A 17,712-nucleotide genomic window follows, 5' to 3' on the forward strand; every position below is an offset into this window, starting at 1 on the left:
TTGAATTTTAAGTTTTACGCACTAAAACATCCTAAACTTTTTACTCTTTCACTTTTAACTTTTTACTCTTCCTGTGTTTTTGTAGAGTAATCTATAAACAACCTCATTTCATAATTCAGCTTGTCTGAAGTATCTCCTTAATTCTTTCATTTTTTCATTCTTTAATTCTTTCGCAACTAATAAGTTCTATAAAAGTTTTCCTATAAATAAAATATAAATAAGAAATTAAATAGATAGTTTATGGGGGAATGATGAAACTTAAATTTGACTTCAATTTTTTATTACTTGAATTTAGAGATTTGTATTATATTTTAAACAAAATAGGTGAAGAAAAAGATTATAAAATAGTATGCTCAAAGCTAGTAAAAATAATTAATCAAATAATTATAACAATACATTTAAATAATAAGTTGTTTTATAATAGTGAGAACTCATTGGTAGAAAATATTGAATATTTATCTAGAAAGGATATAATTCCATATGAACTTATGAAGTGTCTAGTTAATTATGTAGAGGACTTATATTATATAAAAGATATATTAGATGATGATGATGTAAGTATGAATAAGAAGAAGGAATTTGCAGAATTATTAAATGATCAAAAAGTCATTTATGAAACTTGTGTTTGGCTAGTTATTAATTGTGGAGAAGAGGATTATTCTCTATTTTATGATAAATTAGCAGACTATGAAAAAAAGATATTTGATAAGTATTTAAACTATGATGAATTGGATGAAGATAATGATGAAATTGATTTATTAAACTCAGTAAATGAAGTTGAATATGAAGAAGATGATGATGATGAGATTAATTCAGTAGAAGAGTACTTATTAGCTGGGGAAATGTATTATTTAGGAAAAGACGTTGAAAAGGATTATTATAAAGCAAAAGAATATTTTGAGAAGGCAGCAGAAGAAGGTAGTGAATATGCTGAAAGCTATCTAGGATTATTTTGGGAAAAGGGATATGGATGCGAAAAAGATATTGAAAAAGCCTTATATTGGTATAAGAAGGCAGCCTTAAAAAGAAATGCATTTGCTCAATATTCATTAGGATATATGTATTTCATAGGAGAAGAGGTGGAAAAAAACTTAGAGTATTCATTTAAATGGTATAGAGAGGCAGCAGAAAATGGATTTGCGCCAGCTCAATATGCACTATCATATCTTTATAAGAATGGAGAAGGATGCGAGAAAAGTGTGTTTAAAGCATACTATTGGTTAGAAGAGTCAGCAGAAAATGATTTTGAAGACTCTTATTATATTTTAGGACAATCTTATTTGGAAGGGAATGCTATAGAGACTAATTATAAAAAAGCCTTCTTTTATTTATCAAAAGGTGTAGAAAAAGATGATATGAATTGTCTAGAGAGCCTAGGAGATATGTATTATTGGGGTCTATATGTAGATGAAGACAGAGAAAAAGCCTTTTCACTATATGATAAAAGTATAGAAGCAGGAAATATATCCCTATATTATAAGCTTGGTAAGTTATATGAAGAAGATAATAATATAAAGATGGCATTAGTAAATTATTTAAAGGGCCATGGCAATGGAGATTTAAAATCAACTCAAAGACTTGGAATAATGTATTATAACGGAGATGGAGTTGAAATAGATAAGAAAAAAGCATTAACTTATATGAAGGCTGCCATAGAAGGTGAAGATCCTCATTCTTTGTATGTAATTGGAGTTGCATATTTAAATGATAATAGAGAAAAAGGATTAGAATATTTAAAAAAGGCTTATGAAAAGGGATCATATTATGCAGCAGAAGCTCTTGCAAGTGAGTATCTAATTGATTTATTAAATGATAAAGAAATAAATGAAGATGAATTATTAGAATATATAAATTATGCTATGGAAAATGAGATGGTAGAAGCTATATATTATTATGGATTACTTCATGTGTATGGATTTGGTGTAGAAAAAAATAATGAGGAAGCTTTTAAGTATTTTATAAAGGCTGCAGAAAAAGGATCTCAAAAAGCTATGCTAAAGCTTGGAAATTGGTATAAGCATGGAATATTTGTTAAGGCAAACTCAAAAGAAGCTATAGAATGGTATAAAAAAGCAGCAGAAGAATATAATACTGAAGCATTATTAAACATAATAGAAATTCATGAAAAGGGAATAGGAATAGAAAAAGATTATAAGAAGGCATTAGAAGGAGCATATCTTCTAAGGGAAATAAATATAGTCGAAGGAAATTTAAAGCTTGCTTATTATTATTCAAAAGGGATAGGGGTAGAGATATCTAATAGCAAAGCAAATGAATATATAGAAGAATTATTAATTTTAGATGAAGCTAAGGCATATAACTTACTAGGGGAGTTAGCGGAAGAGAAATTATTTAATAAGAGAGAAGAAGATGCAATTGAATATTATCTTAAAGCTATTTCCTTAGGAGAAGCAAAAGCATATTCAAATCTAGAATATTATCTATATATAAGAGGAAGAAAAATAGATGAATTTGATAATTTAATCGATAGTGTTGATAAAAAAAGTTATAGCTTTGAGCAAGCGAAAAGTATATTTGTAGAAGGAAAAAATGAGATACTTAAAGGAAAAAATGAAAAAAATAGTGAATTGATTAAAGATGGAATTAAGAAGTTAAAGAAAAGTACTCGTTTAGGATTTTATGATGCTATAAAAGATATTATAGATTACTATGAAAATGAAGAAAAAACTAAAGATAACTTAATTGAATTATATAAGTATAAGCACAAAATGGTATACTATGGTATTAATATTTAGATTAAAAAGGAGCATAAAATTTATATGCTCCTATATTTTTGCTATAGTACACATAATATTAAATAAATAAATTATATGATGCTTAATGAAAAAATATAACTTGATTATAAATTTTATATATTTATAAAAAATGAATAATAAATAATTGGAAATTAATAAAATTAATACCTTGATAAAATAATATTTCAAAATTTTGAAATATTATTGAAATAAAAAAATAATAGTGTATAATAAAGGTATAATAAAAAATAACAGTCTATGTAAACGTAAATTTATTATAGGAGGAATATTTATGGCAGAAGATATGGAAGTAATAATCTTTGAAATTATTAGTCAAGGTGGTACAGCAAAGGGACTAGCTTATGAAGCTTTAGCAGCTGCTGAAGAAGGAAACTTTGATAAGGCAGAAGAACTTTTAAAAGAAGCAGATGTATGTTTAGGTGAAGCTCATAAAATACAAACAGGAATAATTCAAGCTGAAGCAAGAGGAGAAAAAACAGAAGTATCAGTACTATTTGTACATGCTCAAGATCATTTAATGACAGCTATTGAAGCTAAAACACTAATAGAGCATATTATAAAATTACACAAAAAAATAGCAGATATATAAAACTTATTTAATTTATAAATAAAGGAGGTATTATGACTTATGAAAAGAAATTCTGTTGTTAGCGAATTAAAGGCTAAAAAGACAGATTATGATATACCAACCTTTGGATTTAAGAGCGCATTTTTTATATTATTAGGAGCGGTAACTGGTACTATTATATGTCCAATGATATTAGGAATTTTTGGAGTAAGTATGAATTTTGGTATATTAGTAGGAAATACATTTATAACAAGTTTTGCTGTTAATTATTCAAGATTCTTTATTGAAAGTAAAAGAGGATATTGTAAGGCTTTTTGGATGAACTATGCATTCTTTGGATTTTCATTTGGAGTGATTACTTATTTATGGAGGTATTTAAATTTCTTTATTTAAATACTAAACCTTATGGAAACGTTATAACGCGTGAAAACGTTATAGAAAATTAATGAATTACTTAATTTATAAACTAAATGTCAATAATTAATTATAAAAATTTGGAGGTATTATTTATGAAAGTATTATTCGTATGTTCACAAGGTATGTCAAGTGCAATAGCAGTTAATGCACTGAAGAAGGAAGCAGAAAAAAATGGTGTAAATATGGAAGTAAAAGCCGTAAGTACACAAGAATTTGAAGAAGAGGTTAAGGGAGGATATGATGTTGCAATGGTAGCACCACAAATTAGACATCGTTTTGAGTACTTGAAGGAATATGCAGATGCTGAAAATGTTCCATGTGCATTAATACAACCTCAAGCTTATAGTCCATTAGGAGGACCAAAGCTATTTAAACAAGTTAAAGAACTTGTAGAAGCAAAATAGTTTCATACAAGCTTTATATATTTACTTTTTATTTTATTTATTATAAGGGGGAATTAAATTATGAACAGTTTTGCTGATTTCTTAGACAAGAAGTTATCTACGCCTATGGCAAAACTAGCAGAGCAACGTCATTTACGTGCTGTGCGTGACGGTATTATAGCTACTTTACCATTAATTATTGTGGGATCATTTTTCTTAATAATTGCAAACCCACCATTACCAGAAAGCTGGGGGATTTATAAAACCCTAAAAGCTAATGCAGCTACAATAGTACTACCATATAGAATGACAATGTATATTATGACAGTATATGCTTGTTGGGGTATAGGCTATAGTTTAGCAAAATCTTATAAACTTGATGGAGTTACTGGAGGAACATTATCAGCAGCAGCGTTTTTATTAACACTTGTTCCAAAGAGTGTAGCAGCTTTAACTCCAGAGTTAATGGAAATAGTTAATGGAAATCCAGATCTTTTAAAATGGTATCAAGGAGTTCCACAAGGATTCCAAATGCCTATGGCAAACATGGGTGGAGGCGGAATGTTCGTTGGTATTATAGTATCAATACTAGCTGTTGAAATATTTAGATTTACTAATAAGAGTGGATTTAAAATTTCAATGCCTGAACAAGTTCCACCATCAGTTGCTAGAAGCTTTGAAGCTCTAACACCTGCAGCAATTATAGTTTTATTAATTGGTTCAATAACATATTATGTAGGCTTTGATTGGCATGGATTTATTGGAAAAATAGTTACTCCACTTGTAAAAGCAAGTGATACTTTGCCAAGTGTTTGGATATTAGCAATCTTACAAGATTTCTTCTGGTCATTTGGTATTCATGGTGCATCAGTAGTTGGCTCTATTGCAAGACCAGTATGGTTAATTTTATTAGAACAAAACTCAGCTGCAGCAGCTGCTGGAACTTCTTTAACAGCAATAGCAGCAGAACCTTTCTTCCAATGGTTCTTATATATTGGGGGTTCAGGATGTACTATAGGTTTAATTTTAGCTTTAGCATTTGGTGGTAAATCTACTTATGGTAAGCAAATAGGTAGAGCAGCTTTAGTACCAGGTATATTTAATATAAATGAACCTATAGTGTTTGGTGCTCCAATAGTATTAAATCCAACATTAATTATACCATTTATAACTGTACCATTAGTTACAGGTACAGTGGCATGGTTTGCTACCACATTTGGATTAATCAATAGGGTTCAATTGATTGCACCTTGGACATTACCAGGACCAATTGGAGCTTATCTAGCTACAGGTGGAGACTGGAGAGCTGCTGTATTAAATGTTATTTGTATTATAATATCAGTAGTAATGTACTATCCATTTGTTAAAATGTATGACAATAAATTATTAGCAGAAGAAAAAGGTGAAGCTTTAGAAGCACTAAACAAAAGTTTAAATGCATAATATAAAAAATTAAAAAAATAAAAAAGTGGTGAAGTAATTCACCACTTTATTTAAAATAGAGGTGAATTTTATGGGAAAATTAGGAATATCAATCTATCCAGAAAAAACTACAGAAGAAGAAATTTATAAATATATAGATAAAGCAAGTGAATATGGATTTAGTAGAATATTTTCATGTTTGCTTTCAGTAGATGATACTAAAGAAAATATAAAAAAGAACTTCAAAAAAATAAATGAATATGCAAAATCAAAAGGATTTGAAATTATAGTAGACGTAAGTCCAAGAGTGTTTGATGAATTGGGAATAAGCTATAAGGACTTAAGCTTTTTTAAGGAAATTGGAGCAGATGGCTTAAGGTTAGATATGGGATTTACTGGTTCAGAGGAATCATTAATGACATTTAATGATGAAAATCTTAAAATTGAAATTAATATGAGTAATAATACTAATTATATAGATACAATAATGAATTATATGCCTAATAAAGATAATTTAATTGCTTGTCATAATTTTTATCCACATAGATATAGTGGTTTAAATTTCGATCATTTTATGAGATGTACAGAAAGATTTAATAAATACGGATTAAGAACAGCTGCATTTATAACAAGTCAAAATGAAGGAACATTTGGCCCATGGCCTGTTACAGATGGACTTCCAACTTTAGAAATTCATCGTAACTTACCAATAGACGTTCAAGCTAAACACTTAATAGCATTAGGTAATATCAATGACATAATAATATCAAATTGTTATCCTACAGAAGAGGAAATGAAAAAGTTAGGATCTATGAGAAAAGATATGGTAACTTTTGATTTAGAGCTTGTAGATGGAGTTCCTGAAATAGAGCAGAAGATATTATTTGAAGAAATGCATTTTAATAGAGGAGATTTCTCAGATAATTTAATTAGGTCTACTCAAAGTAGAGTTAAGTATAAGGGACATGACTTTAAATTATTTAATGCTCCTGAAATAATTAAAAAGGGAGATGTAGTTATAGAAAGTAGTGAATATGGGCACTATGCAGGAGAGCTACAAATTGCTTTAAATGATATGAAAAATAGTGGTAAATCAAATGTTTTAGGTCATATAAAGGAAGAAGAAATATTCATTTTAGATTGTATTAGACCATGGCAAAAATTTAACTTCAACTTAATTAAATAATTGGAGGTTAATCTATGTATTTTTTAGGAATAGATGGTGGTGGAACTAAGACTTGTTTTACGTTAATAAATGAAACTGGAAATGTTATTAATAGAGTTATAAAGGGAACTTGTCATCCAACACAAATAGGATTTGAGAATTTAGAAAAATTACTGAGAGAAGGATTAGAGGAAATAATAAGTTCTAGTAATATTTCTAAAAAAGAAATTACAAAAAGTTATCTAGGATTAGCAGGCTATGGAATAGTAAAAGAAATTGCAGAAGGAATAGCAAAGGTAGTTTCAAGAGTATTTAATGGAATGGACTATATCTTAAATAATGATGTTAGAGTTGCAATAGCAGGGGCACTAGCTGGTGAAGATGGAATAAATGTTGTTGCAGGCACAGGTTCAATAGCATTAGCACTAAAAGATGAAAAAGTTCTAAGATGCGGTGGATGGGGTTACTCCATAGGTGATGAAGCTTCAGCATATTGGATAGGTAAAAAATCATTAGCATTATTTAGTAAGCAAAGTGATGGAAGATTAAAAAAAGCACCATTATATGAAATATTTAAAAAAGAACTTGAGTTAAAGACTGATTTTGAAATAGTTTCCTATGTAAATGAAAAATTAAAAGGTGATAGAGGAGAAATAGCAAAGCTTGCTAGATTATGCTCTGATGCCGCTGAATGTGGAGATGAAGGTGCAATAGCAATCTTTAATGAAGCTGCAAAAGAAATGGCAGAAATGATAAAAACTCTATTAAAAAATTATGATGAAGATATGGTTAAGGTTTCATATACAGGCGGAGTATTCAAAAGTGGGGAATTAATCCTAAAACCATTAAGAGAATATTTAAAGGGACATAATGCTGAACTAGTAGAACCAAAGCTAAGTCCAGATTTAGGAGCTTGCTTATTAGCATATATAAGTTCTGGAAATAAAGTCACTGAAGAAGCAATAGAAGAAATGAAAAAATAAAAAGAGAAATTCTTAGGAGTTTCTCTTTTTAACTTTCTAAACTCCGTAGGAGTTTTTTCACTAATTTTTTAATTGAAATTTGAAATATATATTTCAAATAAATTTTCATTTCTTCATTATTAATTATGAACTATCAATTGCCATTGCTCATTATCAATTTTCAATTATTCATTGTTAATTACATGAAGTCATAGTCTATAGTAATAACACAATTATATTGAGGGTGCTCTTTTTTTATTGCATCCTTTATATCTACTAGCATTTTTTCTTGTTTCTTCTTATTACCTGATTCGGCTGCTTCTAATACTATATCAAATATTAGGTTTTTTATTTCACCTTCACCAACTATTCTGAAATCATGCATTGATTTTATTTCAGGATATTTTCTAAGTATTTTTTCAACATAATCCCATGCTTCTTTAATTTCATCAGTTATAACACAAATTGGATCCATGTGTATAACTAAATGTAAATTAAGATCTCTTGAAACTTCTCTTTCTGCTTTATCTATCACATTATGAATTTCCATTATATCTATATCAGATGGAATTTCGGCATGGAGTGAAGCTATAATTCTTCCAGGACCATAGTTATGAACTATAAGATCATGAACACCTGAAATATGTGGATAAGATAATACTTTTTCACAGATTTCACTTACAAGCTCAGGATCTGGAGCTTCTCCAAGTAATGGATTTAATGTTTCTTTTACTAATCCAAAACCTGCATATAAGATAGCCAGAGCTACAAATACACCTATATATCCATCAATAGGAAAGCTTGTGAATTTTGCTAATAAAAATGATATTACAACAGTGCTAGATGTAAAAACATCACCAAGTGCATCAGTTGCAGCAGCCTTTAAAGCAGATGAATTTATTTTATTTCCTATAAATTTATTAAAGGATGATAACCATACTTTAAAACCAATTGAAACTAAAAGTAATATAAATGGAACAAGTTCAAAAGTTATGACTTCTGGATTTAAAATTCTTTCAACAGATGACTTAACAAATTGTACTCCTACAAGCATTACCATAAAGGCTACTAAAAGAGCAGATAAATATTCTATCCTACCATGTCCAAAAGGATGCTCTGCATCAGCAGGCTTGTTTGACATTTTAAAACCAATTATGGTAATTATAGATGATGCTGCATCAGATAAATTATTAAATGCATCAGCAGAAATGGCAATAGAGCCAACTAACATTCCAACTGAAAATTTTATTAAAAATAAAATAAAATTTATTATGATTCCAACAATTCCACCTAAGGTTCCATAAGAATTACGAACCATTGAATCCTTTGTATTTTCACTATTTTTAATGAAAGATTTAACTAGAAATTTAGAAATCATCTTATCACTCCTATCTATATAATATTTTCCCAATGAAGTGGTTATCTATTCAATAATAATTTTTAACTGTATTTACATTACTCTTATACATATAATCATTATTATATACTAAAATATACTAATTTCAATTAGAATAAATTCAATAAATATACTTACATTATTTAATATATTAATTCCATTCTTTGCAGCATTATATTCCTAATAAATGTATAATATATATATTATTATTATTATTACGCAATTGTATTAAAGAACTAAATCGCTAAAAGCGACGGCAGATGGCAGTGATTAAACTTAATTTTATATGGAAAAAATAAGAAGTGAAGTTTCTTTCTCAAGGAATCTTCACTTCTCACATTTTATACACCTTTTAAGGAGTGATAAAATGTATCAAAAAATTGAAAAAATGATTAAGGATTTAGAACTTCGTGGTCGTAGTAAAGATACTATTAAAAATATGGTCTGTACTATGAGATGTTTTTCTAAATTCTATAATCAATCACCTGAAATGTTAGGTGAAAAGGAAATTATCCAATATCTAGATTATTGCATTAATGTTAGAAAATTATGCAGAGGGACTGTAAATTATATCAATAGTACTCTAAAATTCTTTTATGTTGTGACACTTGAAAGATCCTGGAGTGATTTAAGAGTTCCAAGGCTTAGATATGATAAAAATTTACCTAATTATTTAACTAAGAAAGAAGTAAAACTTTTATTGGAATCTACTACTTATTTAAAGCATAAAGCAATATTATCAACCATATATTCTACCGGCTTACGCGTTAGCGAAGTTATAAATTTAAGAATATCTGATATTATAAGTGCTGAAATGAAAATTAGAGTTAGAAATGGCAAACGAAACAAAGAAAGATATACTTTATTATCACAGAAAAACTTAGAGTTATTAAGACTGTATTGGAAGAAGTTTGGATATAAAAATTACTCTCCTAATGATTACTTATTTATATCAAGACAAACAAAGAAAAAGCTAACTAGTCGTGGAGTTCAAAGTGCAATTGAAAAAGCTGTGAAAAATTCAGGAATAAGTAAAAAAGCTACTCCACATACTTTAAGACATTCTTTCGCCACCCATCTAATGAATGATGGTGTTGATTTAGTAACTATCCAAGCTTTAATGGGACATTCAAATATGAAAACAACCTCAATATATTTACATGTAAGAGATTATAAAACATTAAATATAAAGAATCCATTAGATACATTGGAGTAGTTTCATGAATTCACTTCAACATATTATGGAATTACACGGTGAATCTTATACTAAATCAAAAAAATTACCATCTAATATTCTAAAAGCATTATATTCTATTAAAGATTGTAGAACTGCTGCGCTTGGCGGCCATGTATATGAGTGCGACCAGTGCGGAGAAACAAAGGTTTCCTATAATTCTTGTAGAAATCGTCATTGCCCTAAGTGTCAGTCTTATGCTAAAGAAATATGGATTTATGAGAGAAGTCAATCGTTGTTACCAACTCACTATTTTCATATTGTTTTTACTATACCAGAACAATTAAATTCTTTAACTTTATTTAATCAAAAAGAAATGTATTCTATCCTTTTTTCAGCTGTTTCCGAAACTTTGCTAGAATTAGCAAAGGATAAGAAATATTTAAATGCTGATATAGGATTTACAACAATTTTGCATACTTGGGGTCAAAACTTAATGTTTCATCCTCATATACATTGTATAGTACCCGGTGGAGGATTAAGTACAGACAACAGTAAATGGATAAAGTCAAAGAAGAAATTCTTTATTCCTGTGAAGGTGCTTTCAAAAAAATTTAGAGGAAAATATTTATTTTATTTAAATGAACTTTACAAAAATAATAAGATGAAATTTCCAAACAGTATTAAAGAATTTCAATTTAAAGAAGTCTTTAATGTATTTAAAGATAATTTATACAAAAAAGAATGGATTGTTTATAGTAAAGCACCTTTCAGTAGTGCGGAATATGTATTGCAATATTTAGGTAGATACACTCATAGAGTAGCAATATCAGATAATAGAATTATTAAAGTTGATGAAGAAAAAGTTATATTTAAGTGGAGAGATTATAGAGATAAAAATAAAGAAAAAGTAATGACCTTAAAACCAGAAGAATTTATCAGAAGATTTTCAATGCATGTATTACCAGATAGATTTGTAAAAATAAGACATTACGGTATTCTAGGAAATAGAAATAAAAAACTAAAATTTAAGCGCTGCATAGAGATCTTTAGGATTAAACCAAAAGATTTTGAGAATCTATCGTCAGCGGAGCTATTTTTTAAATTAACAGGAATAAATATAGGTAAGTGTAGTAAATGTGAGAATGGAAATTTAATAAAAATAGAGAAAATCATGCCCAGAAGTGCTTCCCCACCATAAATAAAAGTAAAAGTAAATAAGCACTTGATTATGGGGAGGGGGATGCTATATACTAAAATAAGATATAACCTTAATTTTCCAAATACGAACTGCAGAATATTAAGTGAATTATATAAATTATAAATTTAAAACATGGTCGTGAATTTTTGAATCCCCATACGGGGCGGCAGCTTTTAGCGACTTCGTTCTAGTAATTGATTGCGATATTTAGATGCATATATTTAACTTTAACCAAGTTTAAACCACTTGTAAATGCTTATATATATGCTATTTTTTTAACTCAACATCGCAATCAAGCCAACTCAAATTGCGTAATAAGTGATTTTATCGATTCATTAATTTTAATTTTAGAAGGAGATAAAAATGATTAAAAATAATATTAAGGCTCTATTAATTCATATAGTGATTAGCATATTATCATTTATAATTTCTATGCTTTTTCATACTCATGCTGCGAAGTGGGTATCCGAGGAAGCTGCTAATCAACATCATTTTTCTATGCTTGGAGCTTCTTTTTTAATTATTATAGTTTTATTATTTTTATACTATCATTTCAGCATGAAGTTTTTAACCAATCAATCATCTATCATAAAAAACATCTTATCATTTAGTATAATTGGGTTAATAGGCATAGTTTTATGGTTCATTGCGTTTTCTATTGATTTAACAGGTGGAACTCAAATTCTACTAAATTCAGAATTATGGCAGTTGTATAGTTTATATTATGGATACTGCGTGTCCCTAGTTTATGAAATAAGCACCACTAATCCTTACATTATGCTTGTATTTGGCATCTTGCCGATTATTGTTATGTATATTGGAGTAAAAAAGTCTAGAATTACGAGACAGAAACAATAAGTAGTTAGTTCAAAATAGTAAACTATTACGAACTAAAGACCAGTGAGTTAGAAATCTCTGGTCTTTTAAATTCTATATATATTATCAACATTATTTTAAAATAGAGCCTATTTAAAAAAACTAAAATAATAAGCTTGATATATATGATAGATAGTAAATTTTATATAAAAATATTATTGACAAAAGTAAAATAAATGGTTTGAAAGGATATAACGTTTCGTTATATTCTTTGTCAATACATGCTCTCAATTAGAAAAACTACTAGGTCAAGAGTTTTGGTTAACTCGCTACGCTCAAACAAACCAACAAGACTAAGGTCTAGTAGCTTTTCATTCACCAAGTACTTCTAATTGTTCGCTATATGCTTATTCAAGAGTCTATTTATCTTCACCAACTTATATTTTAACACTTTAAACCATTAAATGAAGAATTAGCCTCATTAATAGATATCATTAAGTTTAAGTAGTAATTTATTACATAAGTATATTTTCATAAATATGGTATAATAGTATTAATCTTTACTTTAGGAGGAATTAAAATGGAAAAACAACTAGCATTAGATTTAATAGACTTTTTATATAAAAGTCCAACTGCATATCATTCAGTTAAAACTATAAAAGAAGAGTTAGATTCAAATGGTTTTAATGAAGTAAAAGAAAATGAAAAGTGGGACTTAAAAAAAGAAGGAAAGTATTATGTTATAAAAAATGATTCAGCTTTAATAGCTTTCACTGTTGGTAATGGAGATATTGAGGAAGATGGATTTAGATTAATCGGTGCTCATACTGATTCACCTGGATTTAGAATAAAAGCAAATCCAGAAATGGTTTCAGAAGGTAAGTATCTAAAGCTTAATACTGAGGGATATGGTGGACCAATACTTTATACATGGTTTGATAGACCATTAGGTTTAGCTGGAAAAGTTACATTAAAAGGTAAATCACCTATAAGTCCAGAAGTTAAGCTTGTTAATATTAATAAACCAATTCTTATAATACCAAGTGTTGCTATTCATATGAATAGAGCTGTTAATGATGGATTTGCAGTAAATAAGCAAAAGGATACATTACCTTTATTAAGCTTAATAAACGAAAAGTTTGAGAAAAATGGATATCTAGTTAATCTTTTAGCTGAAGAATTAAAGGTGGATGCAAGTGAAATATTAGGCTTTGACTTAGGGTTACATGAAGTAGAAAAAGGATGTTTAGCAGGATTAAATGAAGAATTTATATCATCAGGAAGATTAGATGATATGTGGATGGTTTATGCAGGAATTAAAGCATTGATAGATAGTAAAACTAATAAATCAACTAAGGTTATGGTTTGTATAGATAATGAAGAAATTGGAAGCCTTACAGCTCAAGGTGCTAATTCAGCATTATTATTAAATATATTGGAAAGAATAACTTTAGCTTTAGGAAAAGATAGAGAAGGCATGCATAGAGCATTATCAAATTCAATAATGATATCTGCAGATTTAGCTCATGCTGTACATCCAAATGCTGAAGAAAAACATGATCCAACAAATAGACCTGTTTTAGGTAATGGACCAGTATTAAAGACTGCAGCATCAGGAAGTTATAGTACTGATAGTTACAATGCAGCTATATTTGAAGGCCTTTGTAAATCAGCAGGAGTTCCTTATCAAAAGTTCTTTAATAGATCAGATGTAAGGGGTGGAACTACTATAGGACCAATAACATCATCATTATTAACAATTCCAGTTATGGATATGGGTGCACCATTACTTTCAATGCATTCTATAAGAGAGTTAGCAGCTGTAAAAGATAATTATTATACTATTAAACTGTTTACTGAATTTTTTAATATTTAATAAGCAAATAATTAGCACAATAGTTATGTAAAATTATTAGATTAGGATAATGAAGTGAAATCTTTATCCTAATCTTTTTATTTTTAATAAAAACATATATCTGAAATAAAATAAAATATTTTTGCTAAAGGTATTGAAATATTATTTCAATAGTGGTAATATAATATTGTGATGAAAACGTCGTCAAAAAGCTAGAAATTTATACTTTATTTCGGAGGTATTTATATGAATAAAATAAACTTAGAAAAATTAACAACAGAAAGTAGAAATCAAGATACCATAGATATAGACAAGGTTTCAACCTTAGAAATGGTAAAAAAAATTAATAATGAAGATAAAAAGGTCGCAGAAGCAGTTGAAGCAGAATTACCAAAGATTGCAAAAGCTATAGATGGAATAGTAGAAGGAATGCATAAAGGGGGTAGATTAATCTATATAGGAGCAGGAACTTCAGGAAGACTTGGAATATTAGATGCATCTGAATGCCCACCTACATATGGGGTATCAGAAGAGTTGGTTCAAGGAATTATAGCAGGGGGACAAGAAGCTATTTTTAGAGCTAAAGAAGGTGCTGAAGATTCAAAAGAGTTAGCTGTAGAGGATTTAAAGTTTAAGAATCTAAATGAAAATGATACAGTTGTTGGATTAGCCGCATCAGGAAGAACACCTTATGTAATTGGTGGATTAAATTATGCAAATGAAATAGGTGCATTAACTGTAGCAGTTACATGTAATGCTGATTCAGAGGTTTCAAAAGCAGCTAAGATTTCAATCGCTCCAGTAGTAGGACCAGAAGTAATAACAGGTTCAACAAGATTAAAATCTGGAACAGCTCAAAAATTAGTTCTAAATATGTTATCTACAGGAACAATGATTAAACTTGGAAAAGTTTATGGAAACTTAATGGTAGATGTAAGAGCAACTAATGAAAAGCTAGTTGAAAGAGCAAAAAAGATAGTTTGCGAAGCAACTGGAGCACAAAGAGAAGAAGCAGAAAAAGTATTAACAGAAACAAACTTCGATGTTAAGCTTTCAATATTTATTATATTATCAAAGCTAAATAAAGATGAAGCTAAAGCTATACTTGATAATAATAATGGATATATAGCTGAAGCATTAAAGAATGTATAAAAATTTAAATTTAAAATGGAGGGACGTAAAATGACAAATGCTGAAATAGCTAAAAATTTAGTTGAATTAGTAGGTGGAAAAGAAAACATAAAATCTGTAGCGAACTGTATGACTCGCTGCAGATTAGAACTTAGAGATTACTCAAAAGCTGATATCGAAAAGATTAAAAAGTCAGAAGGTGCCTTAGGAGTAGTTAATGCAGAAGGACAATTACAAATAGTATATGGTCCAGGTAAGGTTAATAAAGTAACAGCAGAAGTTAGTAAAATAGTTGGAAAGCCAGTTGTTTTAGGAGAAGATGCTGTTAAGGCAACAAAAGAAAAATTAAAAGCAAAAAATGATACTAAGTTTAAAAATATACTTAAAAAATTAGGAAACGTATTTATTCCTTTAATACCTTTATTCGTAGCATGCGGACTTGTTTTAGCAATTAATAATATTTGTGGTGTACAATTTGGCGATGCATATAAGACAACTACAGCAGGTCAAATTATCGGACTTATAGGTAACGGTGTATTCTCAATTCTTTCAATTTTAGTAGGTGTAAATGCAGCTAAGGAATTTGGCTCAGATATGCCAATGATGGGTGGAGTATTAGGTGGAATACTTTCATCAGCAACATTAGCTAACATTACTCTTTTGGGTAAACCTTTAACACCAGGTAGAGGCGGTATTATTTCAGTTATATTAGTTGTAGTTTTAGCAGTTTATATAGAAAAGGCTTGCAGAAAGTTTGTACCAGATGTGTTAGATTTATTTGTAACACCATTACTTACATTAACTTTATCAGTATTAGCAGCTTTATTTATTCTTCAACCAGTTGGTGGATTTATTTCTGACTCAATAGGAGCTATAGTTGCTCAAACAATTGCATCAGATAATATGTTTGTATCAGTAATTTCAGGAGCAGTTTCAGGAGCATTATTCTTACCATTAGTTATGACAGGAATGCACCAAGCATTAACTCCAATACATGCAGATTTAATAGCAAATGTAGGATATACAGTATTACTTCCAATATTAGCAACAGCAGGTATGGCTCAAGTTGGAGCTACTATAGCAGTTCTTAGAAGAACAAAAAATGAAAGATTAAAGAAGACAGCTAAAAATGGATTAGTACCAGGATTCTTAGGAATTGGAGAACCATTAATATATGGTATAACTTTACCACTAGGAAAACCATTCTTAGGCGCTTGTTTAGGAGCTGGAGTTGGTGGAGCTATAATGGCATTCCTAAAAGTTGGATCAGTTGCAATTGGAGTTTCAGGATTACCACTTGCATTATTAATAGCAGATGGAAAAATGCTTGTTTTCTTAATAGGAGTACTTGTATCATATGTAGCAGGATATTTATTTACAGAAATGCTTGGATTTGAAGATCCAGTAGAATAAGAAATAACCAATAATTTATAAAAGATAATTAGGGAAATAACTCAGCGAGATGAGTTATGAAAAATAGATTAAAAGGCTGTCGAGGACAGCCTTTTAATTTAAAATATAGAATTTTAAATTCTATTAGTATTTAATACTAAAATATTTAAATTTAGAGGGTGTGAAATGGGTAATAATTTAGAATCTATAGGTCAAACAAAAGTTGAAGATAAAAGCAAATTAGAAGAAAAGACATCTCAAGTAATAGCAGATACTAAATGGTCTGATACAATGAAAATACATTGGAATCATAGAGTATATCTTCCTAAAGAGTATGAGGAAAAGTTAAACAAAAAGTATCCAGTGCTTTATGTTTTACATGGATGGGGTGGAAATGTTACTAATACAACTGATGAAACTAGAATAGATTCAAAATCAATACTAGATAAGTTAATTGGTGATAAAGAAATTGAACCTATGATAGTAGTATTTGTAGATGGATTTAATAGTTATTATGTAGATGGTCCAACTTTTAAAATGAAGAGTGCAATAATTAATGATTTAATTCCATTAATAGATTCTAAGTATAGAACTTTAAGCAATAAAAATAATAGAGCTATAGCGGGAATTTCTATGGGTGGATTTGGATCATTGAGTATTGCATTAAGTAATAGTAATATGTTTTCTTCAGTTGGTTTAATGTCACCAGCAATTTGGGATGTTATAGAAAAAGATAACAGTATTTATGGGAGTCCATTAGAAGAGAAGTATTATGAGAATTCATATAAAAACTTGATTGAAAAGGTTAAATCAAAAGATATAGATATTTTTGTTTATTATGGAAAGGCAGATGAAGTAATAAACTATAAGAACATTAAAAACTTTATTAGTTTTATTAAAAACTTTGGATTTAATGTAAAATATGAATGTGAAGATCAAGGGACTCACGCTTGGCCAACGTGGAGAGAAATGTATCCTAAGGTATTGAAGGATATAAGTAATAACTTAAAAAAGTCTAAATAAAAATGAAAGAATGAAGAAATGAAAGAGTGA

15 protein-coding genes are annotated in these 17,712 nt (G+C 28.8%); 14 read left to right on the forward strand and 1 reads right to left on the reverse strand.

Annotated elements, in window-relative coordinates; genetic code table 11:
- The first annotated feature begins 251 nt into the window (after positions 1-251).
- From NSA50_RS05905 to NSA50_RS05935, 7 genes are all read left to right on the forward strand, one after another.
- Positions 252-2,756 (forward strand): tetratricopeptide repeat protein, encoded by a 2,505-nt coding sequence (locus tag NSA50_RS05905; protein ID WP_257443710.1) that lies wholly within the window; start codon positions 252-254, stop codon positions 2,754-2,756.
- A 292-nt stretch (positions 2,757-3,048) separates the two neighbouring features.
- Positions 3,049-3,366, forward strand: coding sequence for a PTS lactose/cellobiose transporter subunit IIA (locus tag NSA50_RS05910; RefSeq protein WP_195429878.1), 318 nt, complete (start codon positions 3,049-3,051; stop codon positions 3,364-3,366).
- Between the two features lie 39 nt (positions 3,367-3,405).
- Positions 3,406-3,738, forward strand: a complete 333-nt coding sequence (locus tag NSA50_RS05915; protein ID WP_195429877.1) for a hypothetical protein — start codon at positions 3,406-3,408, stop codon at positions 3,736-3,738.
- A 116-nt stretch (positions 3,739-3,854) separates the two neighbouring features.
- Positions 3,855-4,166, forward strand: a complete 312-nt coding sequence (locus tag NSA50_RS05920; protein WP_257443713.1) for a PTS sugar transporter subunit IIB — start codon at positions 3,855-3,857, stop codon at positions 4,164-4,166.
- A 60-nt stretch (positions 4,167-4,226) separates the two neighbouring features.
- On the forward strand, positions 4,227-5,588 hold the full coding sequence (locus NSA50_RS05925; protein WP_195429873.1) for a PTS sugar transporter subunit IIC: 1,362 nt from the start codon (positions 4,227-4,229) through the stop codon (positions 5,586-5,588).
- A 70-nt stretch (positions 5,589-5,658) separates the two neighbouring features.
- On the forward strand, positions 5,659-6,753 hold the full coding sequence (locus NSA50_RS05930; protein WP_257443714.1) for a DUF871 domain-containing protein: 1,095 nt from the start codon (positions 5,659-5,661) through the stop codon (positions 6,751-6,753).
- Positions 6,754-6,767: 14 nt separating this feature from the next.
- On the forward strand, positions 6,768-7,715 hold the full coding sequence (locus NSA50_RS05935) for an N-acetylglucosamine kinase (protein WP_195429869.1): 948 nt from the start codon (positions 6,768-6,770) through the stop codon (positions 7,713-7,715).
- 178 nt (positions 7,716-7,893) lie between these two features.
- On the opposite strand, the gene NSA50_RS05940 is transcribed toward NSA50_RS05935, so the two are convergent.
- A complete protein-coding gene (locus NSA50_RS05940) occupies positions 7,894-9,072 on the reverse strand; it encodes a cation diffusion facilitator family transporter (protein WP_257443717.1) in 1,179 nt (392 codons plus the stop codon).
- A gap of 385 nt (positions 9,073-9,457) precedes the next feature.
- Between NSA50_RS05940 and NSA50_RS05945 the strand changes: the two genes are divergently transcribed.
- The 7 genes from NSA50_RS05945 to NSA50_RS05975 all read left to right on the forward strand — a co-directional run bounded on the left by NSA50_RS05945 (position 9,458) and on the right by NSA50_RS05975 (position 17,682).
- Positions 9,458-10,306, forward strand: a complete 849-nt coding sequence (locus NSA50_RS05945; protein ID WP_257443719.1) for a tyrosine-type recombinase/integrase — start codon at positions 9,458-9,460, stop codon at positions 10,304-10,306.
- A gap of 4 nt (positions 10,307-10,310) precedes the next feature.
- On the forward strand, positions 10,311-11,465 hold the full coding sequence (locus NSA50_RS05950; protein ID WP_257443721.1) for an IS91 family transposase: 1,155 nt from the start codon (positions 10,311-10,313) through the stop codon (positions 11,463-11,465).
- A 363-nt stretch (positions 11,466-11,828) separates the two neighbouring features.
- Positions 11,829-12,323, forward strand: coding sequence for a hypothetical protein (locus tag NSA50_RS05955; RefSeq protein ID WP_257443722.1), 495 nt, complete (start codon positions 11,829-11,831; stop codon positions 12,321-12,323).
- A gap of 538 nt (positions 12,324-12,861) precedes the next feature.
- Positions 12,862-14,157: a M18 family aminopeptidase gene (locus NSA50_RS05960; protein ID WP_257443723.1), complete on the forward strand. Its 1,296-nt coding sequence runs from the start codon at positions 12,862-12,864 to the stop codon at positions 14,155-14,157.
- 225 nt (positions 14,158-14,382) lie between these two features.
- A complete protein-coding gene (gene murQ, locus NSA50_RS05965; RefSeq protein ID WP_257443724.1) occupies positions 14,383-15,288 on the forward strand; it encodes an N-acetylmuramic acid 6-phosphate etherase in 906 nt (301 codons plus the stop codon).
- A 30-nt stretch (positions 15,289-15,318) separates the two neighbouring features.
- Positions 15,319-16,680 carry a PTS transporter subunit EIIC gene (locus tag NSA50_RS05970; protein ID WP_195429863.1) on the forward strand — a complete coding sequence of 454 codons (1,362 nt, stop codon included), beginning with the start codon at positions 15,319-15,321 and terminating at the stop codon, positions 16,678-16,680.
- Between the two features lie 165 nt (positions 16,681-16,845).
- Complete coding sequence (locus tag NSA50_RS05975; protein WP_257443725.1) at positions 16,846-17,682, forward strand: alpha/beta hydrolase; 837 nt, start codon at positions 16,846-16,848, stop codon at positions 17,680-17,682.
- Positions 17,683-17,712: the final 30 nt, after the last annotated feature.

This window comes from Clostridium mucosae (genome assembly GCF_024622765.1).
GTDB lineage: Bacteria > Bacillota > Clostridia > Clostridiales > Clostridiaceae > Clostridium.

Bases quoted from the DNA above. Each gene is read 5' to 3' on its own strand.
- NSA50_RS05905 (WP_257443710.1), top strand. From the start codon at position 252: ATGAAACTTAAATTTGACTTCAATTTTTTATTACTTGAATTTAGAGAT.
- NSA50_RS05910 (WP_195429878.1), top strand. From the start codon at position 3,049: ATGGCAGAAGATATGGAAGTAATAATCTTTGAAATTATTAGTCAAGGT.
- NSA50_RS05915 (WP_195429877.1), top strand. From the start codon at position 3,406: ATGAAAAGAAATTCTGTTGTTAGCGAATTAAAGGCTAAAAAGACAGAT.
- NSA50_RS05920 (WP_257443713.1), top strand. From the start codon at position 3,855: ATGAAAGTATTATTCGTATGTTCACAAGGTATGTCAAGTGCAATAGCA.
- NSA50_RS05925 (WP_195429873.1), top strand. From the start codon at position 4,227: ATGAACAGTTTTGCTGATTTCTTAGACAAGAAGTTATCTACGCCTATG.
- NSA50_RS05930 (WP_257443714.1), top strand. From the start codon at position 5,659: ATGGGAAAATTAGGAATATCAATCTATCCAGAAAAAACTACAGAAGAA.
- NSA50_RS05935 (WP_195429869.1), top strand. From the start codon at position 6,768: ATGTATTTTTTAGGAATAGATGGTGGTGGAACTAAGACTTGTTTTACG.
- NSA50_RS05940 (WP_257443717.1), bottom strand. From the start codon at position 9,072: ATGATTTCTAAATTTCTAGTTAAATCTTTCATTAAAAATAGTGAAAAT.
- NSA50_RS05945 (WP_257443719.1), top strand. From the start codon at position 9,458: ATGTATCAAAAAATTGAAAAAATGATTAAGGATTTAGAACTTCGTGGT.
- NSA50_RS05950 (WP_257443721.1), top strand. From the start codon at position 10,311: ATGAATTCACTTCAACATATTATGGAATTACACGGTGAATCTTATACT.
- NSA50_RS05955 (WP_257443722.1), top strand. From the start codon at position 11,829: ATGATTAAAAATAATATTAAGGCTCTATTAATTCATATAGTGATTAGC.
- NSA50_RS05960 (WP_257443723.1), top strand. From the start codon at position 12,862: ATGGAAAAACAACTAGCATTAGATTTAATAGACTTTTTATATAAAAGT.
- murQ (WP_257443724.1), top strand. From the start codon at position 14,383: ATGAATAAAATAAACTTAGAAAAATTAACAACAGAAAGTAGAAATCAA.
- NSA50_RS05970 (WP_195429863.1), top strand. From the start codon at position 15,319: ATGACAAATGCTGAAATAGCTAAAAATTTAGTTGAATTAGTAGGTGGA.
- NSA50_RS05975 (WP_257443725.1), top strand. From the start codon at position 16,846: ATGGGTAATAATTTAGAATCTATAGGTCAAACAAAAGTTGAAGATAAA.